We start from the raw sequence: 25,642 nt of genomic DNA on the forward strand, positions 1-25,642 counted from the left end.
GGACACCTCCGTGCGACCGGTACCGAGACGTACAGGGAGAATCCGATGGGCTCGTTGGGCTTTTGGCGGCTGGCGCGAAACGATCCGGACTGGATCGCGGCCGTGGACCCGGACGGGACGGAGTACCGCGCCGGTGACCTGCTCGCCCGCTGCAACCGCGTCGTCCACGGGCTGCGCGACCTCGGGCTGGAGCCGGGCGACGGCATCTGCGGCCTGGTGCCCAACGGCGTCGAGGGCCTCATTTTCTACCTCGCCGCGTTGCAGGCCGGCTGGTACTACACGCCGGTCAACTGGCACCTCACCGGCCCCGAGATCGGTTACATCGTCGCGGACAGCGAGGCGAAGGCGTTCTTCGTGCACGAGCGCTACGCCGCCGAGGGCGCGCGGGGAGCCGAGGAGGCGGGCCTCGACCCGCGGCGGCGCTTTTCGCTCGTGTCGGAGACGCGGAATGGGCATCGTGGCGAGGTGCCGGGGTTTCGGAGCTTCGACGAACTGGTCGACGGGCAGCCGGACACCCTCCCGGAGAACCGTACGAACGGTGCGACCATGCACTACACGTCGGGCACCACGGGACGACCCAAAGGCGTGCGCCGCCGGCTGGCCGGGATCGACCCCGATGACAGCGCCGAGCTGATGACCTTCCTGCTGTCGTTCTTCGGCTTCACGCCGGGCCCGCCCAACGCCCACCTCGTCACCTCGCCGAACTATCACACGGCGGTCACCCAGTTCGGCGGGTCGGCGCTGCAGATGGGCCACACGCTCGTCTACATGGACCGGTGGGACGCCGAGGAGGCGCTCCGCCTCATCGAGCGATACCGGATCACGAACACGCACATGGTGCCGACCCACTTCAAGCGCCTCGTGTCGCTGCCGGAGGACGTGCGCAAGCGGTACGACGTCTCCTCGATGAGGTGGGCGATCCACGCCGCCGCGCCCTGCCCGGTGCCGCTGAAGAAGGCGATGCTCGACTGGTGGGGCGACTGCATCTGGGAGTACTACGCGGCCACCGAGGGCGGCGGCACGGTCGCGAGCCCCGAGAACTGGCGCGAGCACCCCGGCACCGTCGGCAAGGCCTGGCCGATCAGTGAGCTGCTGATCGTCGACGACGACGGCAACGAGGTGCCGCCCGGCACGCACGGCACGATCTACATGAAGATGGCGGGCGTCTCGTTCGAGTACAAGGGCGACCCCGAGAAGACGAAGGCGAATCAGCTCAAGGACCACTTCACCGTCGGCGACATCGGCTACCTCACCGAGGACGGCTTCCTGTTCCTGTCCGACCGCAAGGCCGACATGATCATCTCCGGCGGGGCGAACATCTACCCCGCCGAGATCGAGAACGAGATCCTCATCCACCCCAAGGTCGCCGACGTCGCCGTCTTCGGCATCCCCGACGACGAGTGGGGCGAGCAGATCAAGGCCGTCGTCGAGCCCGCCGAGGGCGTGGCGCCGGGGCCGGAGCTGGCCGAGGAGATCCTCGCCACCCTGGACGGCCGGCTGGCCCGCATGAAGTGGCCCAGGTCCTTCGACTTCATCGAGCGGATGCCCCGCGAGCCCAACGGAAAGCTCCTCAAACGCAAGCTGCGGGACCCGTACTGGAAGGACCGCGACCATGCCATCTGACCGGAGCGAGTGAGGAGGGGAGCACGACAATGACTGCTGACGACCGGGAGCCGCTGGTCGCCGACCACGCCCTGGAGTTCCCCGGCGGGTACACCCGGTCGGTCGGCCCGGTGATCGGCCGTTTCCTCACCGAACTGCGCGACGGGCGTCTCGTCGGTGTGCGTACGGCCTCCGGCGGGGTGCTCTTCCCGCCCGCCGAGTACGACCCCGACGGCGAGGCGGTCACCGACGAGTACGTCGAGGTCGGTCCCGGCGGCACGGTGACGTCCTGGTCGTGGGTGTCGCGTCCGCGCGCGGTCCATCCCCTGGACCGGCCGTTCGCCTGGGCGCTGATCCGGCCCGACGGCGCCGGCACGGCCATCCTCCACGCCCTCGACGTTGGGGTGTTCGAGCCCGGCGCCGAACCACCGAAGGCCCTGCGGACGGGGATGCGGGTCCGGCCGAAGTGGCGCGCCGAGCGCACCGGCTCGATCAAGGACATCGAGTCCTTCCGGCCCGACATCACGATGATCACGGCACCGAGCCGGGCGGAGTACCGCCTGAACGCGGGCCGGGCGCTCACGAGGTTCCTCACCGGCGTATCCGAGGGCCGCTTCCTCGGCCACCGCTGCGACGTGTGCGGCAAGGTCTACGTGCCGATGAGGGGGCTGTGTCCGGTCGACGGCGTGCCGACCACCGAGGAGGTGGAGGTCCCCGACACCGGCACGGTCACGACGTTCGCGGTGAACAACATCCCGGACCCGCGCGCCCCCGAGGTGCCGTTCGTCTCGGCGTACATCCTGCTGGACGGGTCCGACATCGCCCTGCTCGCGCTGGTGGCAGGCGTCCCCGCCGACCAGGTGCGGATGGGCATGCGCGTCAGGGCCGCCTGGAGGCCGCGCGAGGAGTGGGGCCGGACCATGGAGAACGTCAAGTGGTTCGAGCCCACCGGCGAACCCGACGTCCCCTTCGACTCGATCAAGGATTATCTATGACGACGGATGTCGCGGTCGTCGCGTTCGCGCAGACGAAGCACACGGGCGAGGATGCCGGGCTGACCGAGGTGGAGCTGCTCGCGCCGGTCATCTCCGAGATCAAGCAGACCACCGGGCTGAACCGCTTCGGGTTCACCTGCTCGGGGTCGCTGGACTACCTCGCCGGGGCGCCGTTCTCGTTCGTGTCCGCCCTGGACACGGTCGGGGCCTGGCCGCCGATCTCCGAGAGCCACGTCGAGATGGACGGCGCCTGGGCACTGTACGAGGCGTGGGTGCGCCTCCAGCACGGCGACGTCGACACCGCGCTGGTGTACGGGTTCGGCAAGTCCTCCCAGGGGTCGCTGCGGGAGATCATGACCTTGCAACTCGACCCGTACTACCTGGCGCCGCTCGGCCCCGACCAGGTGTCCCTCGCCGCCCTGCAGGCCCGCGCGTTCCTCGACGCCGGGCACAAGGAGGACGATCTGCGCGCCGTGGCCGCCCGGTCCCGTGCCGCCGGGCGCGACAACCCGTACGCCCTGGACCTGCCCGATCCGGGCGATGAGGGCTATGAGGTCGCGCCGCTGCGCCCGTACGACTGCGCGCCGATCACCGACGGGGCGGCGGCGGTCGTGCTGGCCGCCGGGGACCGCGCCCGCGAGCTTTGTGCCAACCCGGCCTGGATCCGCGGCATCGACCACCGGATCGAGGCGCACTCCCTCGGCGCCCGCGACCTGAGCCGGTCGGAGTCGGCCGCGCTGGCGGCCGAGAAGGCGGGCGCGCGCGACGTCGAGGTGGCCGAGCTGCACGCGCAGTTCAGCCACGAGGAGCTGATCCTGCGGGCGGCGATCGGCCTGCCTGACGACGTCCCCGTCAATCCGTCCGGCGGGCCGCTCGCCGCCAACCCGGTGATGGCCACCGGCCTGATCCGCATCGGCGAGGCGGCGTCGTGGATCCACCGCGGCCGGGCACGCCGCACGCTCGGGCACGCGTCGTCCGGGCCCTGCCTGCAGCACAACCTCGTCTGCGTCCTGGAGGCCTGAACCATGGGGAACCCCTGCGCGGTGATCGGTGTCGGGCAGACCGAGTACCGCACCAAGCGCACCGACGTCTCCATCGCGGGGCTCGTCCGCGAAGCGGCCCTGCGCGCCCTCGAGGACGCCGGGCTGACGTTCAGGGACATCGACGCGGTCGTCATCGGCAAGGCCCCCGACCTGTTCGAGGGCGTGATGATGCCGGAGGCGTACCTCGCGGACGCGCTGGGCGCGCGGGGCAAGCCGATGATGCGGGTGCACACCGCCGGGTCGGTCGGCGGGTCGACGGCCAACGTCGCGGCGAGCCTCGTCCAGGGCGGCGTGCACGACCGCGTGCTCGTCGTGGCGTGGGAGAAGCAGTCCGAGTCGAACGCGACGTGGGCGCTGTCCACGCACCCGCCGCTGTCGCCGACGATCGTCGTGGGCGCGGGCGGCTACTTCGCCCCGCACATCCGCGCGTACATGCGGCGCACCGGCGCGCCTGACCACATCGGCACGCTCGTCGCGGTCAAGGACCGGCAGAACGCGCTGAAGAACCCGTACGCCCACCTGCGCATCGCCGGCATCTCGCGGGAGATGGTCGAGATGACGCCGATGCTGTGGGAGCCGATCCGCTACCTGGAGACCTGCCCGTCCAGCGACGGTGCCGCCGCGATGGTGCTGGCGTCGGAGGACGCCGCCCGCCGCGCCCCGAACCCGCCGGCCTGGGTGCACGGCACCGCCATGCGCTCGGAGCCGATCTTCTTCGCCGGACGCGACACGGTGAACCCGCAGGCGGGCAAGGACTGCGCCGCCGACGTGTACCGGCAGGCGGGCATCACCGATCCGCGCCGGGAGCTGGACTGCGCCGAGACGTACGTCCCCTTCTCCTGGTACGAGCCGATGTGGCTGGAGAACCTCGGCTTCTGCGGTGATGGCGAGGGCTGGAAGCTCACCGAGAGCGGCGCCACCGCACTCGACGGTGACATCCCCTGGAACGCCTCGGGCGGCGTGCTGTCGTCCAACCCGATCGGCGCGTCCGGGCTCATCCGTTTCGCCGAGGCGGCCCTGCAGGTGCGCGGGCTGGCCGGCGAACACCAGGTCGAGGGAGCGCGCAAGGCCCTCGGTCACGCGTACGGCGGCGGCGCGCAGTTCTACGCCATGTGGGTCGTCGGCTCCGAAAAACCCTGAGACTGCCGGCCCGGGCCGGACCCCGGGCCCCGGAGGTTCCGATGGAGTTCAACCACGCCGACCTGTTCGAAGAACTGGCGGACGCGATCGGGGAGCGGACCGCCGTGGTCGTCTTCGACTCGGCCCGCGGCACGGAGCGGCGGACGTACGCCGACCTGGACGCCGAGGCGAACCGGCTGGCCCACCACCTGCGGGACGCGGGCGTGGAGGCCGGGCGGCACGTCGGGATCCAGCTGTACAACGGGTTGGAGTACGTGACGGCCCTGCTCGCGGCGTTGAAGATCCGCGCCGTGCCGGTCAACGTCAACTACCGGTACGTCGAGGCCGAGCTGGAGTACCTCTACGACGACGCCGACCTCGTGGCGCTGGTGTACGACGCGGAGTTCGAGGACCGTGTGACCGCCGCCGCGGCCCGGGTGCCGGAGCTGGCGCACCGGATCGTCGTCGGCGGCACGTCCCCGCACGCGGTCGCCTACCCCGACGCGCTGGCGGGCAGCCCGGCGACGCGCGGGTTCGACAAGCGGTCCGGCGAGGACGTCTACATCATCTACACCGGCGGCACGACCGGCATGCCCAAGGGCGTCATGTGGCGGTGCGCGGACCTGTTCATGGCGTTCGGCGGCGGCAACCCGTACGGCGACCCGCTCGAGACGCCCGAGGCGGTGATCGAGACCGCGCGGGCCTCCGGGCCGCTGGTGATGATGCCCGCCGCGCCGCTCATGCACGGCGCCGCGCAGATGGCCACCTTCATCGGCTGGTGGATGGGCGCGACGATCGTCTACACCCGCCGGTTCGACGCGGCCGAGGTGCTGCGGGCCATCGGGGCGGAGAAGGTCTTCACCATCAACATCACCGGCGACGCGATGGCCCGGCCCCTCGCCGACGCCATCGCCGCAGGATTGTACGACCTGAGCTCGCTGGCCGTGCTCAGCTCGACCGGCGCGATCCTGTCCGGCGCGGTCCGGGACCGCCTGCAGGAGCAACTGCCGAACGTCGCGATCCTCGACAACTTCGGATCCTCGGAGTCGGGCTTCACCGCGTCGGGCGTGGACGGCTCCTCCCCGGAGTCGGGGATGCGGTACCGGCCGAACAACGCGCGGCTGCGGGTGCTGGACGACGCGCTCAAGGAGGTCCAGCCCGGGTCCGGGGTGATCGGCCAGGTCGCCAAGAGCGGGCACATCGCCTTCGGCTACTACAGCGACCCGGTCAAGACGGCGAAGACGTTCGTCGAGGTGGACGGGGTGCGCTGGCTGCTGACCGGTGACATCGCCACCGTGGAGGCGGACGGCACCATCGCCATCTTCGGCCGGGGCTCCCAGTGCATCAACACCGGCGGGGAGAAGGTCTACCCCGAGGAGGTCGAGGCGGTGCTGAAGCGGCACCCCGCCGTCTTCGACGCGCTCGTCACGGGCATTCCCGACGAGAGGTTCGGCAGCCGCGTCGCCGCCGTCGTCCAGCCGTACGGCACGGCCCCGTCCCCCGAGGAACTGGACGCCCACTGCCGCGGCGTCCTGTCGGGCTACAAGGTGCCGCGCACGTACGCCTTCGTCGAGGAGATGCAGCGCTCACCCGCCGGCAAGGCCGACTACCGCTGGGCCAAACAGATCGCCGAACACGCCGCAGCCCGCACGTACAACTCCGTCGCGCTGGGTATCCACCGTGATACGCCTGGCTCATGACAGAGCGATCGCCTGTGCAGCGGCCGACCGAGCCACTACGCGATCTCTACGAGCGCTTGGTCCCCCATCTCGGCACGTGGCGGGCGGAGATCATCGACGGACGGCTCATCATCGGCCCGAGGGGCACCCCTGAGGAGCGGTGGATGACCGCCGGACTGCTGGAGGCGCTGGCGCCGCTGGCACGGGAGCGGGGCTGGCGGGTGTATCCCGGGCTCGACGTGTGCCTGCCCGGCACGAGGGAGCCGTTCGAGCCGGACTTCGTGATGGCTCCCAAGGACGCGCCGCGCTGGGGCGAACGGGAGGTCTTCACCGACGGCCTCGTCATGGCCGGGGAGATCGTTTCCCCGGCGAGCGTCGCGGACGACCGGGAGAAGAAGCCCCGTATCTACGCCCGGGGCCGTGTGCCGATCATGCTGCTGGTCGACCCGGTGTGCGACCCGCCGACCGTCACGGTCTTCAGTCGGCTCAAAAACGGCGCGTACACCGAGAAGACCGAGGTCACGATGGGGGAGAAGCTGCACATCCCCGAGCCGGTGGACTTTGCGCTGGACACCGCGATCTTTCTCGACTGAGGCGCGCGCTCCGGGATCTTCTTGACGGGCGCTGAATACGATGGCCACGTCCAATTAGGCGAGCCGCCTGCGCAGTCGGCTGCCTGGCCGAGCACGGTCCGGCGCGACTTCAGCTCGTTGACTCGTCGGCGAGTTCCATCGTGCTGATGATGGTGTTGCGTGCCGAGTTGGGCGGAGACCTGCTGCAGGCCAAAGAGATGCTGCGGCAGGCTCGTGCGGGGACTCACACGGGGACACTGGCGGAAGTGCAGCAGTGGAACACCGGACCAGCGGACGCCAGCCCGATACCACGAGTCTGCGGATCAGATCGGCCCTATACATACTCATCTGCCGATGAGGTTCTTCGGTTAGCGCCCGATGGGTGACAGCATGGGAGCCTGATCACTTCTGCCTTGGTAGGCGGTTCGTTTCCCCAGGGATGTTGAATCGCGTCTTCACGCGTCGGATCCGGCCGTCGCTTCGGGTACTTCGCTGCCGACGTTGCTTTGCAGGCGGTGGAGGAGCCGTTCGAGCGTGGCGATGTCCTCCTTGCTGAGGTCGGCGTGCAATCGCCGGTCGTGCTCGGTCGCTGCGGCGGCGAGCCGGCCGAACAGGGTCTCACCGCGCTGGGTGAGCGCGACCTGATGGATCCGGCGGTTTGCAGGATCACGCTGTCGGGTGACCAGGCCGTCGGCCTCCATCGCGTTGAGGTGGTGGGTGAGCGTGGCGCCACGGATGCCGATGGCATCGGCCAACTCGCGCTGGTTGCCCAGGCTCCGCGTCTTCAACGAGATCATGATCAGCCACACCGGCAGCGAGCCACCCGCGGCGGCGAGCGCATCGTCGAATGCTCGACTCACGCTCTTGGCGGTGCGGGCCAAGGTCAGGCCGATCGGTGGGCCAGTCGGACGCGGCATGGGCCGAGCATAGCAGATCAGTAGAGATCTAAGGGTTTGACATGTGACCGTTAGATAACTAACGTTTGGCTCGGACTGCGGTGCGCACCTCATTCATGAGCACGAAGGCCCAAGGGGGATCACCATGATCATCGTGACCGGGGCTACCGGGCATGTCGGCGGCGAACTGATCGCCCAATTGGCTGCCGCGCACCAGCCGGTGCGGGCCATGACCCGGCGCCCCAAAGAGTTGGCCGCACCGTCCGGCGTCGACGTGGTCTTTGGCGACAGCGACGACCCGGCCAGCCTGGACAGGGCATTCGACGGCGCCGAGCGAGCGTTTCTCATGTCCGCCCAAGCTGTCGGTAGCGCCGCACAGCCGACCCACGACCTGCGGCTCGTTCGCGCCGCACGGCGGGCCGGTGTCCGGCACATCGTGAAGCTTTCGGTGTACGGCGTCCGAGGCGCCGACGTCCTCGACATCTGGCACCGCGAGGCCGAGGCGGCCGTGATGGACAGCGGCCTGGACTGGACGTTGCTGCGCCCTGGGCGGTTTATGTCCAACGCGCTGTACTGGGCACCGATGATCCGACGGGGCGGCACCGTGCACATCCCGTTCGCGGACCGACCGGCCGCGCCGATCGACCCGGCGGACATCGCCGCCATCGCCGCGGCGGCGCTGACCACCGATGATCACCGCAACGTCGCGTACCAGCTGTCGGGACCCGAGGTGCTGACGCCCGCCGACGAGCTGCGCATCCTCGCCACGACGCTGGGCCGGCCGTTGCGGTTGGTCGAACCGACGATCGACGAGGCCAAGGCCAGATTGCTCCGGTCCGGGATGTCCGAGCCCGTGGTCGAGGCGGTCGTCGCCCGCGTTCTGACCGGCGGTGAAGGGGCGGAGGTCCTGCCAACCGTCGAGCAGGTGCTCGGCCGATCTCCGGTCACCTTCGACGCCTGGGCTCGCGAACACGCTGCCGCGTTTCTCGGCGCCGACTAACCACAATGGCGCTCACCGTCCACGGTGGCGCCGGCTGTCCGCAGTGGAGCAATTGACCACAGCAGGGAGACCAAGATGGAACACACCACCGACCACCGCATCCGCGAACTGGGAAGCCGCTGGGCCGAGGCGGAGCAGCGCGGTGATGTCGAAGCACTCGGCGCACTATCGACCGACGACTTCACGCTCGTCGGACCCCTCGGCTTCGTGTTGCACAAGCAGGCATGGCTCGACCGTTACCGCACTGGCGCGCTGGTCACTCATTCCCTGGTGTGGGATGAGATCGAGGTGCGCGCCTACGGCGACGCGGCGGTCGCCATCGGATGCCACACCCAGCGGGCCGAATACCAGGGCAACCGCGCCGACGCCCGGCTGCGCGGCACGCACGTGGCCGTCCGGCGCGGGGAGGACTGGCTTCTTGCCGGAGTCCATCTCAGCCCGATTGGCGGGCCACCGCCATTTGCGACACAGCACGCGTCCTCGGAAGGAACAGCAGGATGAGTATCGAACTCGACCACATCATCATCCCGGCCCACGACAAGCACGCGTCCGCGACGTTCCTCGCCGACATCCTCGGCGTGCCGATCGGCGAACCGGCGGGCCCGTTCGTCCCCATCACGGTCAGCAACGGCGTGACCCTCGACTACATGAACTGCAAGGACATCCACTCGCACCACTGCGCTTTCCTGGTCAGCGACGAGGAGTTCGACGCGGCCTTCGCGCGTGTCCAGGACGCCGGGGTCACCTACTATGCCGACCCCGGCCACGCCGAGCCGGGAGAGATCGACCATCGCTGGAATGGGCGCGGGGTGTACTTCAACGACCCCAACGGTCACAACATGGAGATCCTGACGCGCGCCGGCTGACCCCCGCCCACAGTACTGTCCGGGAAGATCGAGGTCTTCCAGGTGCTCCCGCCGACCGTGACCCGCACCCGCAGCGAACCGAAGCCGCGACGGGCTCCGCCGGCCAGGTCACGGATCTCCTCGGAAGCCTCGGTAGGCAGGCTCACGAAGGTCCAAGTGTCGGCGCGCCGGGCATCCCATATCCACAGCTCGGCATCGAAAACGACCACCACGAGTTCATCGTGACGCTGGGGTCCGACAGTCCCTGGGCGCGCCCACGGGTTCATCGCGAGAACCCCAGGCGACCTTCCTGGACTGAGACGCGCGCTGGGGAATCTCCTTGACGGGTGATGGATACGATGGCCGGAGAAGCTCGTCTTCAGAGCGTTTCCCGAATCGTCCGAAGGTGGGGGTCGATGGCGTCGTCCGAGCGCGCGGAGCTCATCGCGGAGCTGAGTCACCAGGCCCGGGTGAGCACCATGTGGACGGTGCTGCTGCACAACGCGATCGCCAGCCGGTCCGGCATCAACGTCACCGACATGCAGTGCATCAACCTGCTGCAGCTGCGCGGCCCGATGACGCCGGGGCAGATCGCCGACGCGATGTTCCTCACCACGGGTGGTGCGATCACCGCCGTGATCGACCGGCTGGAGAAGGCCGGGATGGTGCGGCGCCGCCGGGACGACAAGGACCGCCGCCGGGTCATCATCGAGGTGCTCGAGGACGGCCCGATCGTGGAGCTCGGCCGCAGGTTCATGCCCGTGGCGGAGCTCTACGAGAAGATCATGGCGGACTTCGGCGACGACGACCTGCGGACCATGATCGCCTACGTCACCCGCAACAACGAGATATCCCCCGAGGTCATCGAGCGCGTGAAACGGCTCGACTGACCACCCATCGCTGGTGATGATCGTCGAGGATCATCGGTGCCAGAGGACCGAAAACCCTCGGCGCGAGTCCGCCGGTCACCCGTCGGCTCATGTCCGGGGCCGGCGTGCGGCGAGTTCCGCGGTGGTGAGGGTGATCCCGGGCGAGGGGATGACGACGTGGACGGTCTTGCCGTGCTCGGCGTAGGTGACCCATCGGTCGGCGGCGTGCTGATCAACGATGGTCAGTCCGCGGCCGTGCTCGGCCAGCAGGCCGCCCTGGTCAGGTGCGGGCATGGGCCGGTGATCGGGGTCGGTGACGGCCAGGTGCACGTAGCGGGTGGTGGCCAGCAGTTCGATTCCGATCGGATAGGTGTCGTCCGGCCAGGTGCGCAGGGCAGTGGCGGTGCGGATGGCGTTGGTAACGAGCTCGCTGACGATCAGGGCGACTTCGTAGGCGTCGAACGGGTATCCGAACACCGCCGTACTGGCGAAGCTGCGGGCCTTGGCGACATGCCTATTCACGAGCAGAAGAACTCGCCGACCTGGGTGAAGAGCAGCCGGAGTGCCAATCAAGGGGCCTGTGTCGAAGTAGCGAGCGTGCCGCCGACGCACAAATAGGCGTTCCTGTTCCCGGTCCGCAGCTTCTCCTGGTCCTACGGACCGCCGGGTGAGTCAGCCGCCCGCCGAGGGCTGAACGCCCACGCCGGTGCTCTCGGTCAGCGCGTCGAGGAGGGCGGTGGTGGCAGGAGGCTCGGGTGGCTCGCCGTACGTCGCGGCAAGGACGTATCGGGTCGAGCCTGGCAGCGCGATGGTGCGTACGGCCGGGTTGCGGGCTGCCTCCAGCGCCAGTGCCGGCAGCGCTGTCACGCCGAGGCCGGCCGCGACGAGTGCCTGGACGGCGACGAAGTCGTCCGTGATGAAGGAGACTCGTGGGCTGAACCCGGCCTGCTCGCACATTTCCAGCAGGTGGCGGCGGCAGCGGTCGCAGCCGGCGATCCATTCCGCGTCCGCGTACGCCGCCAGGTCGGGCCCGGCCTCCTCCGCCGTGACCAGGTGGCTCGGCTCGTCCAGCAGCCGCCGGGTGCGGATGTCGTCCTCCTCGGCGCCGGGGTCGTACCGGAAGATCACCGCCACGTCGACGTAGCCCGCGCGGAGCATGCGGACGGCCTCGGGCGGCTCGGCCTCGGTGAGGCTCACGCGCAGGCCGGGATGGCGCTCCGCCAGGAGTGACGCGGCCCGGGGCACGAACGTGCCCAGCGCCGATGGGAAGGCGGCCAGGCGTACCCGGCCCTGGGTGAGCCCGAGGTGGGCAGACAGCTCGTTCTCGGCAGCGTCGAGCCGGCCGAGGATCTCCGCGCCTCGCTCGGCGAGCGTGCGGCCCGCGTCGGTGAGGCGGATGCCGCGCCCGGCGCGCTGCACGAGCTTGGCGCCGGTCTCGGCCTCCAGCCGGGCGAGGTGATGACTGACCGACGGCTGCGAGTAGTGCAGCTCCTTCGCGGCGGCCGTCACCGAGCCCGTACGGGCGACCGCGACGAGCACGCGAAGGCGGGATACGTCCAGCATGAGGCCAATATATCGATGTCTTCTATGAGACATGTCGACGATTGGCATTGGACCGATGAGTGACCCGCCCGGCACTCTGGAGGGGACGAAGGAGGTTGGCCATGACACTCGTGCTCGGGACCGTACGCCCTGGTCTGGACGATCTGGTGACGGGAGTGCGCTCCGTCGTCGACCTGCGGGCGGACTGGCGGGAGACCGCGAGGCGCGTCGCGGCCGAGCTGCGTCGGCACATGCCCACTCCGGACATGCTGACCGCCGAGGAGCGGATCGGTGACCCTGACCGGTACGTCAGCCACACGCTCTACGTCGAGCCCGGCGGCATGTTCTCCCTGGTGGGGCTCGTGTGGCGGCCCGGACAGGTCACGCCGATCCACGACCACGTCACCTGGTGCGTCTTCGGCGTGCTGCAGGGCGTGGAGCACGAGGAGCTGTACGTCGAGCGCGGCGACCACCTCGTCCAGGTGGGTGTCAACGACAACCACGTCGGCGAGGTCAGCGGCTTCGCGCCGCCCGGTGACATCCACCGGGTGCGGAACTCGGGCGACGGCACCGCGATCTCCCTGCACATCTACGGCACGGACATCTCCCGCGTCGACTCCAGCGTGCGGCGCTGTTACGACCTGCCCGTACGAGACTGACGCGGGGCGCCGGTGATCCCTGTCAGGTGAGCCGCACGACATCGGTCGATTCGGTCAGTTCTTCGAGGACGTCGGGGAGCGGCTCGACGCCGAGGCCCGGGCCGTCCGGGACGCGCATCAGCCCGTCCTCCAGCAGGAACGGCTCGGTCACGTCGCGCGTGTAGTACCGGTTCGACGCGGAGACGTCGCCCGGCAGCGTGCACCCCGGCAGGGCCGCGAACGCCAGGTTGGCGGCGCGGCCCAGCCCGGTCTCGAGCATTCCGCCGCACCAGACGGGAACGCCGTGCGCCGCGCACACATCGTGGATCCGCCGGGCCTCCAGGTAGCCGCCGACGCGGCCGGCCTTCACGTTGACGATCGAGCAGGCGCCCAGCGTGATGGCGTCGGCCGCGGACCGTGCGGAGACGATCGACTCGTCGAGGCAGATCGGTGTCGTCAGGGCCTCCGCGAGGTGCGCGTGCCCGAGCAGGTCCTCCTCCGGAAGCGGCTGTTCGATCAGCAGCAGGTCGAAGGGGTCCAGCGCCGCGAGGTGCCGCAGGTCCGTCCGCGTGTAGGCGGTATTGGCGTCGACCTGCAGCGGGACGTCCCCGAACCTTTCCCGCACCGCCCGTACCGGTTCGAGGTCCCACCCTGGTTCGATCTTCAGCTTGATCCGGGCGTACCCCTGCCGCAGGTAGGCGTCCACGGCGTCCAGCAGTTCGGGGATCGAGTCCATGATCCCGACGGACACCCCGGCCGGCACACGCGTCCGCGTCGCCCCCAGGTACGCCGCGTACGACATCCCCGAGGCGCGCAGCTCGGCGTCCAGCACCGCCATCTCCACGGCGGCCTTCGCCATCGGGTGCCCCCGCACCGGGGCGAATGCCGCACCGAGTCCGCGGGCGGTGACGTCATCAGGCAGCCGGGGGAGCAGGAAGTCCCGGATGACCTGCTCGGCCCCGTTCACGTACTCGGCGGAGTAAAGGGGGTCGGCGGACGCGACGCACTCGCCCCAGCCCTCCGCCTCGTCGCCGAACACCCGGACGAGCAGGACCTCTCGGTCGACGTCCGTCCCGAAGGACGTGCGGAACGGCGCCACCAGAGGCATGCGGATCCGCCGCAACTCCACTCCGGCGAGCTTCATCGAGGGCCCTCCAGGAGGTAGTAACCGGTGAGGGTGAAGCCGGTGACACGATAACCGGCGGCGAGCGCGCCGCCCAGCGCGTCGCGCTGGGCCTGACGCCACTCCCGGGCGGCGTCCGGGTAGCAGGCCCGCATGGTGGTGATGTCGGCGGGCGTTCCGACCGCCACCGTGAGGGCGCCGGCCGGGTCGTGTCGCTCGGGGCGGCCCATCGAGTCCTCGTCCAGCGTGATCGCGGTGTCCTCGCCGGGCTCCGGCGTCACCGGGGTGCCCGCGACGGCCGCCGTCACCTCCGGGCTGTCGAGCGGCCAGGTCACGAGGAGACGGTCACTGGGATCGCCCATGTTCAGCTCGTCGGGCATCTCACCGTAGAAGTCCTCGAGGTACCTAACGGCGTGGGCCGCCAGTTTGGCCAGGTTGAAGTGGGCGTTGCGCCGAGCCAGCGGGTCGAAGGTCCAACTGATCGTCCTGACGCCCCGGGCCAGCGCCCACTCGCGCTGGTGCACCTTGATCGCGAACCCGACGCCCCGGCCCTGGACGGCGACGCCGGTGACGTGGGAGTGCAGACCGCCGTCCGCCGTCGGGAAGGCCGCGCATGCGCCGATCATGGTGTTGCCGTCGAAGGCCCCGGACACGTAGCCGCCGATGTGGCGGGTCACCTGCAGCATCTCGTACGGCATCGGGTCGGTCGGCCGCCAGATCTCGGCGAGCAGCGCCGAAGCGGTGAAGAGCTCCGTCGCGGCCGTCAGCTCGCGTACGTCCATATACCGATCGTGACGTCTCATCGATACCGTGGGCGCACCGGGGTCCGGGTCAGGGGATGACCGGCAGCGGGTTCCCGGTCTTGGACGTGGACGGAGACGGGGCGGGGGTCTTGGTGCCCTTCGGCGTACCGCCGGACGTTCCCTTCCCGGTCCGCCGCTTCGTGGTCGGCTGTGCGGCGTCGTTCCGCGTGCTCGGCGGCGCGATGGAGACGGGCAGGGGAATGAGGTTCTGGATGTAGACGTCGAACCACCGGCCGCTGCCGGTCAGGTCGGCGGTCTCGTTCCCGAACGGGCCCATCGCCTGCAGGGCCTTCTCCAGGTTGCCCTGGTTCCGCTGCAGGATCTGTACGACCCGGTGCAGGTTCTGCAGCGTGGGGCCGAGGGTCGCCTGGTTCTCGTTGATCGTCGCGGTGATCTGCTGGGACAGAGAGACGGTGCCGGTCAGCAGCTGGTCGATCACCGTCCGCCGGTCGTTGATCTCCTGCAGCAGCAGGCCGCCGTTCTGGACCAGCACGGCGAGGTCGCCGCTGCGGGAGGCCAGCAGTGAGGTGACATTGCTGGAGTGCTTCAGGAGCTGGTTCAGCTCGTCATCGCGGGAGGACACCGCCCGGGAGATCTTCTGCAGGCCCGCAAGGGTCCGCCGGACGTTCTCCGGGGAGCCCTCCATGGTCTGCGTCAGGGTGTCCATCGCCTTGGCCAGCTGCTTGGTGTCGATCTGACCGAGTTGCGCGCTCGCGTCCTGGAGGGCGGGAACCACCTCGTACGGTGCCGTGGTGCGCGAGAGCGGGATCTCGTGGTCCGTCGGCTGCCGCCCGGGACCCTTCGGGTCGAGGGAGAGGAAGTGGGAGCCGAGCAGCGTCTTGATCTTGATCTGTGCCCGGGTCTGCGTCCCGAAGTGCGCGCTGGCGGTGAACTTCACCTTCACATGGTCGCCGTCGAGGTCGACGCTGCTGACCTTGCCGACCTTCACGCCGGCGATCCGGACCTCTTCCCCGGGCTTCAGCCCGGCCGCCTCGCTGAACGCCGCGGAGTACGTCGTGCCACCGGCGAAGTGCTGCAGGTTGAACGCGAGCAGTGTGGCCAGGCCGGCGGTCGCCAGGCCGGCGATGCCGATCGGCAGCGGGTTGCGCTCCCGGAATGGACGCATCAGCGCGGCACCTCGCGTCGAATCTCGGCGGACTGGGCGCGCGGTCAGGGCCCGGCGTCCACGCGGGAACGCGTGTGACGGGCAGAGAACCCTGGCGCGTCAGTGAAAGGTACTGACGCGTAGCGTGGCCGACAAGAACCCACTGTGCTCGATCCACCGCATACCTGCGCACAACGCCGCGTCCGCCCAGGTCAGCAATGCCTTACTAGCGGCGCCGAGTGACGTAACTCACGTTCGGGCGATGATCGCCGATCCGTGCCCGAACAGACCCTGGTTCACGGCGATGCCCGCTCGTGCCCCCTCCACCTGGCGTTTTCCCGCCTGCCCGCGCAGCTGCCAGGTCAGCTCGCAGACCTGGGCGATCGCCTGCGCGGGGATCGCCTCACCGAAACAGGCCAGCCCGCCGCTCGGGTTCACCGGAATCCGGCCGCCGAGCGCGGTCACGCCGTCGCGCAGCAGCCCCTCCGCCTCACCGGGCTTGCACAGGCCGATGTCCTCGTACCAGTCCAGCTCCAGCGCCGTGGACAGGTCGTACACCTCGGCGAGTGACAGATCCTCCGGTCCCAGCCCCGCCTCCTCGTACGCCGCCGCCGCGTTCGCCGCCCGGAACGGCCGCTCGGGCGGATCGACCGCCACGCTGGAGTCGGTCGCGAAGTTCGGCAGTTCGAGGGCGGTGTTCGGGAAGGTCGGAGTGGCCGTCGCGATCGCGCCGATGCGCACGGGAGCCCGGTGGCCGCGCCTCCTCGCGTACTCGACGCTGGACAGGACGACCGCGGCGCCCCCGTCGCTGGTGGCGCAGATGTCCAGCAGCCGCAGCGGATCGGCGACCACCGGCGACCCGGCGACGTCGGCCGCCGTGACCTCCTTCCGGTACCGCGCGTACGGGTTGTGCCGGCCGTGGCGGGCGTTCTTGATCTTCACGGCGGTGAAGTCGTCCCGGGTGGCGCCGTAGGTCGCCATGCGCCGCCGCGCGTACAGCGCGAAGTACACCGGATTGGTCGCGCCCAGCACCCGGAACCGCAGCCAGTCCGGGTCGTCGGGCCGGTCGCCGCCGACGGGGGCGAAGAACCCCTTGGGGGCGGCGTCGGCGCCGACCACCAGCGCGACGTCCACGAGACCCGCGAGGATCTGGGCCCGCGCCGTGCTCATCGCCTGCGCGCCCGAGGCGCACGCCGCGTAGCAGCTCGACACGCGCGCGCCCGACCAGCCCAGCGCCTGGGCGAACGTCGCCCCCGCGATGAACCCCGGGTAGCCGTTGCGGATCGTGTCGGCGCCCGCGACGTAGTCGATGTCCGTCCAGGCGAGCCCGGCGTCCTTCAGCGCGTCGCGCGCCGCCGCCAGGCCGTACTCCACGAAGTTCCGCCCCCACTTGCCCCACGGGTGCATGCCCGCGCCGAGGACGGCGACCTCTCCGCCGGTGTTCATTCGCCCTCCTCGCTCACCGGGCGCCACTTCCAGACGAGGTGACCGGGATCGAGCTCCTCGACGACGAGCTCGACCTCCATGCCGACGGCCAGGTCGTCGATGCCCACGCCGCGTACCACCTGGCCCAGGACGACGATGCGCTCGGCCGCCAGCTCGACGGCGGCGATGGCGTACGGCTCGAAGTCCTCGCCCGAGACGTACGGCGGCGGGGGCCGGTAGCGCGCGTCGGCGTACGACCAGATCCGGCCGCGGTCGGACAACGGGGTCGTGACCAGCTCGTCGCCGTCGCAGGCGGGATTGCGGCACGTCAGGGTCTGTGGCGGGAAGTAGACGGTCCCGCAGGCGGTGCAGCGGGTCCCGGTCAGCCGCGGCGGGTCGACGGTGAACCAGCCGTCGACCACGCTGACCGGCCCCGGACCGGCTTTGGCCGTCGCGGGTTCGTCCCCGGGTCGGTTCTGCGCCACCGGCGACCTCCTAGTTGACCAAGCGCCCGCTCAAATCTATAACGTGTTCTACTCCCAGTGGAAGGGCGGCAGTGCGAGAGGGCTACTCGGCGCCCCGGCCGGCGGCATCACGGACGGCCTGGACGAAGGCGCGGACGCGGGCGGTCTCGCCGGTCGCCGGCCACATGAGCCCGTACTCGATCGGCGGAGCGTCATGGAAGGGGACGTAGACGATTCCGGGACGGGAGTAGTAGGCGGCCGCCACAAGGCTGACCGGTGAGACGCCCCTTCCGGCGGCGACGAGCGCGAGCACCTCCTGGAAGTGGGGTGCCGTAGGGCCGTGGGGGACACTCCGGCCCGAGGGGGTGGTGCGCGGGTAGTGGTGGTCGAGCCAGAGTTGGGGGACGGCACCGGTCACCGCGATCAGAGTCGTGTCCGCGTAGTCCTCGAGCGACACCGACTCCCGGCCGGCGAGCGGATGGCCGACCGGGACGAGGAGCGCCCGCGGTTCGGAGAGGACGACCGGGCCGACGGTGATGTCCGGCTCGTCGACCGGGAACTCGGTCAGCTGCAGGTCCAGGTCGCCGGCGCGCAGCCGTCCGTAGGGGTCGCCTAGCTGGACCTCCCGGATCTCTACCTGGCAGTCGGGATGGCCCGCCTGGAACTTCTCCGCCGCCCGGAGGACGACATCGCCCGCCATCTGCGAGGAGTAGCCGACGCGCAGCGTGCCGGTGATGCCCCGTCCGGCCGCGATCACCCGGGCGATCGCCTGCTGGATCTGCCGGTGGGCGGGAAGGAGATCGTCGCGGAAGCGCCGGCCGGCCGGAGTGAGCGTCACGCGCCGGCTGGTCCGCTCGAACAGCAGCACGCCGAAGCGGCGCTCCAGCCTCTTGATGGTCTGGCTGACCCGCCCCTGGGAGATGCCGAGGCGCTCGGCGGTACGGCCGAAGTGCAGCTCCTCGGCGAGGGTCAGGAAGATCTCCATCTCGTGCCGCTCCACCCGATCCCCTCATCGATTAGCCCAGGTGATGAATCATGGAAAATTATGGCATTGTTCCAGGTCGCCGAGGTGGTCGATCCTGAGGCCCATGACCGACGAACCCATCTCCTCGCGTCTGTTCGAACCCGCCACCATCGGACCTCTCCGGCTGCCGAACCGTCTGGTGATGGCGCCGATGACCCGTACGCGCGCCGGAGCGGACGGTGTTCCCCAGCCGATCATGGCGACCTACTACGCCCAGCGCGTGTCGGCCGGGCTGATCATCGCTGAGGCGTCCACTCCGAACGCGGTCGGGCAGACCTACCCGAACATCCCCGCCATCTACGACGACGCGCACGTCACCGGCTGGCGCCGCGTCACCGACGCCGTCCGCGCCGCCGGCGGGCGGATGTTCCTGCAGCTGCAGCACGGCGGCCGGATCGGCCACCCCGACAACAGCGGCCTAACGCCGGTCGCGCCGTCTCCCGTCGCGCTTCCGGACACGATCCACACGCCCGGCGGGCACCAACCCTCGGTGGTGCCGCGGGAGATGACCCGCGACGAGATCCGTTCCACCGTGGCCGACTTCGCCGCCGCCGCACGCAACGCCGTCGAGGCGGGCTTCGCGGGTGTGGAGGTCCATGGCGCCAACGGCTACCTGTTGCACCAGTTCACGGCGCAGGGCACCAACCATCGCACCGACGCGTACGGCGGCCCGGTGGGCAACCGCATCCGCCTCACCGTCGAGGTGGTCCAGGCCGTGGCCGACGCGATCGGCCCGGAGCGCGTGGGCCTGCGCATCTCGCCGGGCGTCACCGTCAACGGCATCGATGAGGGCGACACCGATCAGATCTACCCGACACTGATCGACGCGCTGGCCGGCACCGGCATCGCCTACCTGCACGTCGTCTTCGCAGATCCCGGCCAGGCCCTCTTCCACGACATCCGCCGGAACTGGCCGGGCGCCCTGATCGCCAACCCCACTCTGCCGTGGCCCGGGCCGTTGCCCGCCGGCGGCGGGCGCCACGAGGGCGAGCGGCTGCTGGCCGCCGGAGCCGACCTGATCGCCCTCGGCCGCGCCTTCCTGGCCAACCCGGACCTGGTCCACCGATTCCGCCGGGGTGCACCGCTCAACCCCGTACGGGACAACCTGATGTATGTCGGAGGAGAGGCCGGATACACCGACTATCCGACGCTGGCCACCGCCCCCGGCCAGGTCGAGGCGCCCGAGCCGGCCACGGTCTGACACCGGCCGCGCCGGCTCAGGAGACGGGCGCGCCCGACCCGCGCGCGTTCGCGGTCGCGCCTCCGGCGAGCCGCGACCCGGCGCCGGCGGACCCGGAGCTCCCGCCGGCCGGCGCGGACAGGCGCAGGGCGGCCAGTGCGGCGACGGCGATGAGGGCCAGGGCGTATGCGACCGTGGCCGTCCAGTGGCCGTGCTCGTACGCGAGGCCGCCGGCCGAGCCGCCGAGGCTGCTGCCGGCGTAGTACGCGAACAGGTACAGCGCGGACGCCTGCGCCTTCCCGGCCGTGGCACGCCGTCCCACCCAGCCGCTGGCGACCGAGTGCGCCGCGAAGAAGCCCGCGGTGAAGACGAACAGTCCGACGGCCAGGACGGGCAGCGTGTGCGGCAGGGTCGCCAGCAGCCCGGCGGCGGCCAGGGCGAACGCGCCGAACAGCACGGGACGGCGGCCGACCCGGTCGGCGAGCGACCCGGCGGCCGGCGAACTGACGGTGCCCGCGAGGTACATCAGGAAGACCAGGCCGGTGACCCACTGCGGCAGGCCGAACGGCGCGGCGAGCAGGCGGTAGCCCAGGTAGTTGTAGACGGTGACGAATCCGGCCATCAGCACCAGCCCGATCAGGTAGAGCCGGCGCATCGCGGGATCGCGGAGATGCAGGAGTAGCGGTCCCGGGCCGGTCCGGGCCGGGCGGAAGCAGCGGGAGCGCGGTAGCAGCGTCCAGAAGATGAGGGTGAGGAGCAGTGCTCCGAGGGCGGTGACGCCGAGCGCCCACCGCCAGCCCGCCAGGTCGGTCACGAAACCGGGGACGAGCCGCCCCAGCAGGCCGCCGACGGTGTTCCCAGCGATGTAGCGGCCCATCGCCCCGCCCAGCGCCTCGGGATGCACCTCGTCGGCGAGGTAGGCCATCGCCACGGCCGGCACGCCGGCGAGCGCGATCCCCTGCGCCGCGCGGACCGCCGCGAGCGCGGGGAACGACGGGGCGAGCGGCAGGAGCAGGCCGAGCACGGCCGCCGTCACCGAGGAGACCGCCATGATCCGGGTCCGGCCGAAGCACTCCGACAGCGAACTCACCGGGACCACCGCGAGCGCGAGCGTGCCGGTCGACAGGGAGACCAGCAGGCTCGACGTCGTGGGGGAGACGCCGAAGACCCGCGACAGCTCCGGCAGCAGCGCCTGGGTCGAGTACAGCGACATGAACGTGGTCAGGCCCGCCGCGAACAGCGCGAGGTTCACCCGGCGCAGTCCGTGGGAGCCGCGCCGATGTCGCCGGTCGAGGTCCGCGGGTGAGGCGAGGAGCACCTCTCCAGGCTGCGCCGCACCGAAGCGATGCGTCCAATGAAAGTTCTTCCTGAGAACTATGCTCAACAGTCATGGACTTGGAAACGGTCCGCTGGTTCCTCGCGGTCGCCGAGCACGGGCACGTCACCCGGACGGCGGCCGAGCTCCGGATCTCCCAGCCGGGCCTGTCCCGCGCGATCGCCCGTCTCGAGCGCGAGCTGGGCGTGCGGCTGTTCGATCGCGAGGGGCGAACGCTCCGGCTGAGCCCGTACGGCGAGATCTTCCGAGGGCACGCCGAGCGGCTGGTCGCCGAGGAGAAGGCGGCACGCCACGCCCTGACCCAGGCCGCCGACCCCGGCAGCGGCGAGGTCGGACTGGCGTTCCTGCACACCCAGGGCACCGCGCTCGTCCCGGAGCTGCTCCGTGACTACCGGCGGGAGCACCCGCGCGTGACGTTCCGCCTGAGCCAGGGCAGCAGCGAGCACATCGAGGCGGCCGTCATCGAGGGCCGGGCGGACCTGGCGATCACCAGCCCGCGCCCGGCGGAGCTGGCCTGGCACCCGCTCGCGACCGAACGCCTCCGCCTCGCCGTTCCGGCCGGGCACCGGCTCGCCGGGCGCGACAGGCTACGCCTGTCCGAGGCGGCCGGCGAGCCGTTCATCCTGATGAGACGCGGGTACGGGCTGCGCTCCATCACCGACGAGCTGTTCCGCAGCGAGGGCATCCGCCCCGACATCGCGTTCGAGGGTGAGGAGGCCGCCACGCTCCGCGGGCTGGTCGCCGCGGGGCTCGGCGTCGCGATCGTGCCGCCGGGCGACCCGACGCCCGGGGTCTGCGAGGTGGTCATCACCGGGGCGCGGCGGACGATCGGCCTCGCCTGGGTGGCCGGCCGGACGCGCCCGCCCGTCGCCGAGGGCTTCCGTCGTTTCGTCCTCGCCCGCGCCCCGGCCTGAACGTCCCCCGGGAACGGCCCGGCGGCCGCTCAGGTCTGCAGGGCGGCGACCATCCGGCGCATCCCGCCGAGCCAGCGATCGCGGTCGGCGACCTTGCCGCGCTCGAACTCGGCCACCTCCGGGTGAGGGAGGATCAAGAACGTCTCGGCCGCGAGTCCCGCCACGACCATGCCGGCGACGTCGTCGGGCTCGAGCACCCGGCCGGCCGCGGCGACGACCCGGCCCGCGATGCCGTCCAGGGCCTCGGTGAGCAAGGGGGTACGGACGCCCTGCGGGCACAGCGCGCTCACCTTGATGCCCTGGTCGCCGTAGGTCAGCGCGAGCCACTCGGCGAAGGCCACGGCGGCGTGCTTCGTCACCGCGTACGGGGCGTCGCCGGGCTGGGTGAGCAGGCCGGCGGCCGAACAGGTGTTCAGGAAGTAACCCTCGCCGCGTTCGAGCATGCGGGGCAGCGCCGCGCGTGCGGCGTACACGTGGGCCTGGACGTTGACCGCCCAGGACGCGGCCCACTGCTCCGGCGTCGCCTCCAGTCCGGCGCCGGTTCCGATGCCCGCGTTCGAGCACACCAGATCGATCGGGCCGAGCTCGGCCGCCTTGTCGATCATCGCCCGGACCTGGGCCTCGTCGCCGACGTCGGCGCGGACGGTCATGGTGCGGCACTCCAGCGACGTGGCGACCCGCTCCAAGCCGTCGTCATCGATGCCGGCCAGGCACAGCGCCGCCGCGCCCTCGGCGGCGAACCGGCGCGCCAGCGCGGCCCCGATCCCGCTGCTCGAGCCGGTGATCACGATGTTCTTCCCGGTGATCTGCATGGCAGGAACGTAACATCCGAGACTAGGCTGAACCCGATTCGGTTGTCAGTAAGCTCCAGGCGTCAGTACGAAAGGCAGCACCATGGCACTCGAGACCGGCCTGGCGGGCAGAACCGCCCTCATCACCGGCGCTTCGCGCGGCATCGGGCGCGCCACCGCGGAGGCGCTGGCCGCGGAGGGCTGCAACGTCGTCCTCTCCTCGCGGAAGCAGGACGCCCTCGAGGAGGTCGCGAAGGCCATCCGGGCCGCTCACCCCGGGGTGGGCGTCCTGCCGAAGGCCGCACACGTGGGTGACGAGGACGCCGCGCGGGCCTGCGTCGAGGCCGCCGTCGCCGAGTTCGGGAGCGTGGACGTCCTCGTCAACAACGCGGGCACCAGCCCGTACTTCGGCCCCATGGTCGACCTCGACGCCGCCAGGGCCGACAAGACGGTTCAGGTCAACCAGTTCGCCGTCGTGCTGTGGACGCAGCTCGCCTGGAAGCTGTCCATGGAGGCGCGGGGCGGGGCGATCGTCAACATCTCCTCCGTCGGCGGCATGGCGACCGAGCACGGCATCGGCTACTACAACGCCACCAAGGCCGCCGTGATCCACCTCACCCGGCAGTTCGCGGTCGAGCTGGCCCCGTCCGTGCGCGTCAACGCCGTCGCCCCGGGACTGGTCAAGACCCAGCTCGCCCGGGCACTGTGGGAGGACAACGAGGAGAAGATCGCCGGGTTCATGCCGCTCGGCCGCCTCGGCGAACCCGAGGACATCGCCAAGGCGGTCGTCTTCCTCGCCGGCGACACGGCGAGCTGGCTGACCGGGCAGACCCTTGTCGTCGACGGTGGCGCGACCGTGCGCCCGTCCATCGCCTGAGGAGGCTCCGCATGTCTCGATGGGGACTGACGATTCCGCTCATCGGCGTACCCCTGGCCGAGCACCGCAAGGTCGTCGAGGGTCTGACCGGCCTCGGATACACCGACGCCTGGTCGGCGGAGACCAACGGAGCCGACGCGTTCACGCCGCTCGCGCTCGCCTCGCAGTGGGCGCCGGAGCTGCGGCTCGGACCGGCGATCGTGCCCGTCTACACGCGCGGCCCCGCCCTGCTGGCCCAGCAGGCCGCCACGCTCGCCGACCTCGCGCCCGGCCGGTTCGTGCTGGGGATCGGCACGTCGTCGCCGGTCATCGTGGAGCGCTGGAACGGCATCCCCTTCACCGAGCCGTACCAGCGGGTCCGGGACACCCTGCGGTTCCTGCGCCGGGCCCTGGCGGGGGAGAAGGTCACCGACGAGGCGCTCGGCGTGACGGGTTTCAGGCTGGACGCCCCGCCGAAGACGCCGCCGCCGATCGTGCTCGCCGCGCTGCGCCCCGGCATGCTCCGGCTGGCGGCCCGCGAGGCCGACGGAGCGATCACCAACTGGCTGGCGCCGCAGGACGTCCGCAAGGTCCGTGCCGAGTTCGGCACGGAGAAGGAGCTGATCGCCCGGATCTTCGTCTGCCCGACGTCGAACGCCGAGGAGGCGCGGGCACTCGGCCGCCGGCTGATCGCGGCCTATCTGACGGTGCCCGTCTACGCGGCCTTCCACCAGTGGCTCGGCCGCGGCGAGCGGCTCGCCGCGATGAACGAGGCCTGGGCCGCCGGGGACCGCGGGGCCGCCCTCGACGCGATCCCGGATGACGTCGTCGACGACCTCGTCGTGCACGGCGCACCGGACGTGTGCCGGGAGCGCATCCGTGAGTACGTCGCGGCGGGGCTGGACACCCCCGTGATCGCCGTACTCCCGAACAACGAGATCTCGGTCACGAACGCCGTTCCCGCGCTCGCTCCCTAGGTTGCGACTCGGGGGTTGGGCGACAAATCGCAAGATCCTGGATGTTTGCCCCCAGGAAGGGTCGGGCATGGCAGGGCCCATGCACGGGGCCGCGCACCGTGTTGACCTGCAATCGAACCTAAGGAGCTGTCGACAGTGCTGACGCTGACCGATTCGGCGGTCCAGGTGATCCGTACCGTCACCAGCCAGCCCGAGCTTTCACCGCAGACCGGACTGAGGATCGCCACCCAGGGCCAGACAGACGAGGCGGGCACCCTCTCCCTGGCGGTGGCCGAAGGCCCACAGGCCGGCGACGAGATCGTCGAGGAGCAGGGCGCGCGCGTCTACCTGGAACCGGACGCCGCGACGATCCTCGACGAGATGACGCTCGACGCGAGCGTCGACCAGAACGGAGACGTGACCTTCCGCCTCGCGGAACAAGGGTGACCGTGTTAACGGACAGGCCCCGGGCGCGCACCGAGACGATCGGTCGACGCCCGGGGCCTTTTCGTGATCAGGCCGCCAGGCGGTCCAGGATCAGGTCCAGCTTGGAGTCCATCCCCTCGAGCCGGGTCTCGACCTTTTCGAGCCGGGTCTCGACCCTGTCGAGGCGGGTTTCGATCGCGGTGAATCGCTCTTCGTGACGGGCGAGCGTTTCCTTGATCGCTGCGATCTCGCGGTAGATCAGGTTGAGCAGCTCGGAGACGCCGCCGACCTTACGGTCCGCGCCGAGCGCCACCTCCGCCCACCCATGGCTCGCCATCCGCAGGACCTGAACGTCCTTCTCGAGTGCGCTGACCCGCTCTTCGAGGTTCGACACGAGCATGACCGTAGCACCTTCCACTCGGCCCATTCTCACGATGGG

General features: G+C 70.6%; 30 protein-coding genes. 17 read left to right on the forward strand and 13 right to left on the reverse strand.

Annotated elements, in window-relative coordinates; all coding sequences use genetic code 11:
* Positions 1–45 precede the first annotated feature (45 nt).
* The 6 genes from NE236_RS13535 to NE236_RS13560 are packed head-to-tail and all read left to right on the forward strand — an operon-like array spanning position 46 to position 7,031.
* On the forward strand, positions 46–1,623 hold the full coding sequence (locus NE236_RS13535) for an acyl-CoA synthetase (protein WP_252842289.1): 1,578 nt from the start codon (positions 46–48) through the stop codon (positions 1,621–1,623).
* 29 nt (positions 1,624–1,652) lie between these two features.
* The gene (locus NE236_RS13540) at positions 1,653–2,597 is read left to right on the forward strand and encodes a Zn-ribbon domain-containing OB-fold protein (protein ID WP_252842290.1); all 945 of its coding nucleotides are present in this window, start codon (positions 1,653–1,655) and stop codon (positions 2,595–2,597) included.
* Positions 2,594–3,619 carry a thiolase family protein gene (locus NE236_RS13545; protein WP_252842291.1) on the forward strand — a complete coding sequence of 342 codons (1,026 nt, stop codon included), beginning with the start codon at positions 2,594–2,596 and terminating at the stop codon, positions 3,617–3,619. Before NE236_RS13540 ends, NE236_RS13545 begins: the two co-directional genes overlap by 4 nt.
* 3 nt (positions 3,620–3,622) lie before the next feature.
* Positions 3,623–4,780, forward strand: a complete 1,158-nt coding sequence (locus tag NE236_RS13550; RefSeq protein ID WP_252842292.1) for a thiolase family protein — start codon at positions 3,623–3,625, stop codon at positions 4,778–4,780.
* A 41-nt stretch (positions 4,781–4,821) separates the two neighbouring features.
* On the forward strand, positions 4,822–6,459 hold the full coding sequence (locus tag NE236_RS13555) for an acyl-CoA synthetase (RefSeq protein WP_252842293.1): 1,638 nt from the start codon (positions 4,822–4,824) through the stop codon (positions 6,457–6,459).
* Positions 6,456–7,031, forward strand: a complete 576-nt coding sequence (locus NE236_RS13560; protein WP_252842294.1) for a Uma2 family endonuclease — start codon at positions 6,456–6,458, stop codon at positions 7,029–7,031. The genes NE236_RS13555 and NE236_RS13560 overlap by 4 nt, the downstream gene beginning before the upstream one ends.
* 434 nt (positions 7,032–7,465) lie before the next feature.
* Here the strand turns inward: NE236_RS13560 and NE236_RS13565 are convergent, their stop codons facing one another.
* Entirely contained in the window at positions 7,466–7,891 is a 426-nt protein-coding gene (locus NE236_RS13565; RefSeq protein WP_252842295.1) for a MarR family winged helix-turn-helix transcriptional regulator, read from the reverse strand.
* A 169-nt stretch (positions 7,892–8,060) separates the two neighbouring features.
* Here NE236_RS13565 and NE236_RS13570 point away from each other — a divergent pair, with 169 nt between their 5' ends.
* From NE236_RS13570 to NE236_RS13580, 3 genes are all read left to right on the forward strand, one after another.
* Entirely contained in the window at positions 8,061–8,906 is an 846-nt protein-coding gene (locus NE236_RS13570; protein ID WP_252842296.1) for an NAD(P)H-binding protein, read from the forward strand.
* 75 nt (positions 8,907–8,981) lie between these two features.
* On the forward strand, positions 8,982–9,407 hold the full coding sequence (locus tag NE236_RS13575) for a nuclear transport factor 2 family protein (protein ID WP_252842297.1): 426 nt from the start codon (positions 8,982–8,984) through the stop codon (positions 9,405–9,407).
* Complete coding sequence (locus tag NE236_RS13580; protein ID WP_252842298.1) at positions 9,404–9,772, forward strand: VOC family protein; 369 nt, start codon at positions 9,404–9,406, stop codon at positions 9,770–9,772. Before NE236_RS13575 ends, NE236_RS13580 begins: the two co-directional genes overlap by 4 nt.
* Here NE236_RS13580 and NE236_RS13585 read toward each other — a convergent pair.
* Positions 9,739–9,984 (reverse strand): DUF1905 domain-containing protein, encoded by a 246-nt coding sequence (locus NE236_RS13585; protein ID WP_252842299.1) that lies wholly within the window; start codon positions 9,982–9,984, stop codon positions 9,739–9,741. The two genes, NE236_RS13580 and NE236_RS13585, sit on opposite strands and share 34 nt — an antisense overlap.
* A gap of 183 nt (positions 9,985–10,167) precedes the next feature.
* Between NE236_RS13585 and NE236_RS13590 the strand changes: the two genes are divergently transcribed.
* Positions 10,168–10,641, forward strand: a complete 474-nt coding sequence (locus tag NE236_RS13590) for a MarR family winged helix-turn-helix transcriptional regulator (RefSeq protein ID WP_252842300.1) — start codon at positions 10,168–10,170, stop codon at positions 10,639–10,641.
* Between the two features lie 87 nt (positions 10,642–10,728).
* Here NE236_RS13590 and NE236_RS13595 read toward each other — a convergent pair whose 3' ends face one another.
* On the reverse strand, positions 10,729–11,142 hold the full coding sequence (locus NE236_RS13595) for an ATP-binding protein (protein WP_252842301.1): 414 nt from the start codon (positions 11,140–11,142) through the stop codon (positions 10,729–10,731).
* Between NE236_RS13595 and NE236_RS45050 the strand changes: the two genes are divergently transcribed.
* Complete coding sequence (locus tag NE236_RS45050) at positions 11,131–11,238, forward strand: DUF397 domain-containing protein (RefSeq protein WP_372494336.1); 108 nt, start codon at positions 11,131–11,133, stop codon at positions 11,236–11,238. The two genes, NE236_RS13595 and NE236_RS45050, sit on opposite strands and share 12 nt — an antisense overlap.
* Positions 11,239–11,292: 54 nt before the next feature.
* Here NE236_RS45050 and NE236_RS13600 read toward each other — a convergent pair whose 3' ends face one another.
* The gene (locus NE236_RS13600; RefSeq protein WP_252842302.1) at positions 11,293–12,183 is read right to left on the reverse strand and encodes a LysR family transcriptional regulator; all 891 of its coding nucleotides are present in this window, start codon (positions 12,181–12,183) and stop codon (positions 11,293–11,295) included.
* 101 nt (positions 12,184–12,284) lie between these two features.
* Here NE236_RS13600 and NE236_RS13605 point away from each other — a divergent pair, with 101 nt between their 5' ends.
* Positions 12,285–12,821, forward strand: coding sequence for a cysteine dioxygenase family protein (locus tag NE236_RS13605; RefSeq protein ID WP_252842303.1), 537 nt, complete (start codon positions 12,285–12,287; stop codon positions 12,819–12,821).
* Positions 12,822–12,843: 22 nt separating this feature from the next.
* On the opposite strand, the gene menC is transcribed toward NE236_RS13605, so the two are convergent.
* The 6 genes from menC to NE236_RS13635 all read right to left on the reverse strand — a co-directional run bounded on the left by menC (position 12,844) and on the right by NE236_RS13635 (position 18,720).
* Positions 12,844–13,944: an o-succinylbenzoate synthase gene (gene menC, locus NE236_RS13610; RefSeq protein WP_252842304.1), complete on the reverse strand. Its 1,101-nt coding sequence runs from the start codon at positions 13,942–13,944 to the stop codon at positions 12,844–12,846.
* Positions 13,941–14,705 carry a GNAT family N-acetyltransferase gene (locus NE236_RS13615; protein WP_252842305.1) on the reverse strand — a complete coding sequence of 255 codons (765 nt, stop codon included), beginning with the start codon at positions 14,703–14,705 and terminating at the stop codon, positions 13,941–13,943. Before NE236_RS13615 ends, menC begins: the two co-directional genes overlap by 4 nt.
* Before the next feature lie 49 nt (positions 14,706–14,754).
* Positions 14,755–15,852: an MCE family protein gene (locus NE236_RS13620; RefSeq protein ID WP_252842306.1), complete on the reverse strand. Its 1,098-nt coding sequence runs from the start codon at positions 15,850–15,852 to the stop codon at positions 14,755–14,757.
* Positions 15,853–16,080: 228 nt separating this feature from the next.
* Positions 16,081–17,277: a lipid-transfer protein gene (locus tag NE236_RS13625; protein WP_252842307.1), complete on the reverse strand. Its 1,197-nt coding sequence runs from the start codon at positions 17,275–17,277 to the stop codon at positions 16,081–16,083.
* Positions 17,274–17,741 carry a Zn-ribbon domain-containing OB-fold protein gene (locus NE236_RS13630; protein ID WP_252842308.1) on the reverse strand — a complete coding sequence of 156 codons (468 nt, stop codon included), beginning with the start codon at positions 17,739–17,741 and terminating at the stop codon, positions 17,274–17,276. Before NE236_RS13630 ends, NE236_RS13625 begins: the two co-directional genes overlap by 4 nt.
* 82 nt (positions 17,742–17,823) lie before the next feature.
* Positions 17,824–18,720: a LysR family transcriptional regulator gene (locus NE236_RS13635; protein WP_252842309.1), complete on the reverse strand. Its 897-nt coding sequence runs from the start codon at positions 18,718–18,720 to the stop codon at positions 17,824–17,826.
* An 88-nt stretch (positions 18,721–18,808) separates the two neighbouring features.
* On the opposite strand from NE236_RS13635, the gene NE236_RS13640 reads away from it, so the two are divergent.
* Entirely contained in the window at positions 18,809–19,945 is a 1,137-nt protein-coding gene (locus tag NE236_RS13640; protein WP_252842310.1) for an alkene reductase, read from the forward strand.
* Between the two features lie 16 nt (positions 19,946–19,961).
* Here NE236_RS13640 and NE236_RS13645 read toward each other — a convergent pair whose 3' ends face one another.
* On the reverse strand, positions 19,962–21,242 hold the full coding sequence (locus NE236_RS13645; protein WP_252842311.1) for an MFS transporter: 1,281 nt from the start codon (positions 21,240–21,242) through the stop codon (positions 19,962–19,964).
* 71 nt (positions 21,243–21,313) lie between these two features.
* Between NE236_RS13645 and NE236_RS13650 the strand changes: the two genes are divergently transcribed.
* On the forward strand, positions 21,314–22,174 hold the full coding sequence (locus NE236_RS13650) for a LysR family transcriptional regulator (RefSeq protein WP_252842312.1): 861 nt from the start codon (positions 21,314–21,316) through the stop codon (positions 22,172–22,174).
* Positions 22,175–22,203: 29 nt separating this feature from the next.
* Here NE236_RS13650 and NE236_RS13655 read toward each other — a convergent pair whose 3' ends face one another.
* Complete coding sequence (locus NE236_RS13655) at positions 22,204–22,986, reverse strand: SDR family oxidoreductase (RefSeq protein ID WP_252842313.1); 783 nt, start codon at positions 22,984–22,986, stop codon at positions 22,204–22,206.
* A gap of 82 nt (positions 22,987–23,068) precedes the next feature.
* Here NE236_RS13655 and NE236_RS13660 point away from each other — a divergent pair, with 82 nt between their 5' ends.
* From NE236_RS13660 to NE236_RS13670, 3 genes are all read left to right on the forward strand, one after another.
* Entirely contained in the window at positions 23,069–23,842 is a 774-nt protein-coding gene (locus tag NE236_RS13660) for an SDR family oxidoreductase (protein ID WP_252842314.1), read from the forward strand.
* Positions 23,843–23,853: 11 nt separating this feature from the next.
* Positions 23,854–24,798 carry an LLM class F420-dependent oxidoreductase gene (locus tag NE236_RS13665; RefSeq protein WP_252842315.1) on the forward strand — a complete coding sequence of 315 codons (945 nt, stop codon included), beginning with the start codon at positions 23,854–23,856 and terminating at the stop codon, positions 24,796–24,798.
* 135 nt (positions 24,799–24,933) lie between these two features.
* Positions 24,934–25,224 (forward strand): iron-sulfur cluster biosynthesis family protein, encoded by a 291-nt coding sequence (locus NE236_RS13670; RefSeq protein ID WP_252842316.1) that lies wholly within the window; start codon positions 24,934–24,936, stop codon positions 25,222–25,224.
* A 67-nt stretch (positions 25,225–25,291) separates the two neighbouring features.
* Here the strand turns inward: NE236_RS13670 and NE236_RS13675 are convergent, their stop codons facing one another.
* A complete protein-coding gene (locus NE236_RS13675) occupies positions 25,292–25,603 on the reverse strand; it encodes a hemolysin XhlA family protein (protein WP_252842317.1) in 312 nt (103 codons plus the stop codon).
* Positions 25,604–25,642 lie beyond the last annotated feature (39 nt).

This window comes from Actinoallomurus purpureus (genome assembly GCF_024055795.1).
In the GTDB taxonomy this organism is placed as follows: Bacteria; Actinomycetota; Actinomycetes; order Streptosporangiales; family Streptosporangiaceae; genus Actinoallomurus; species Actinoallomurus purpureus.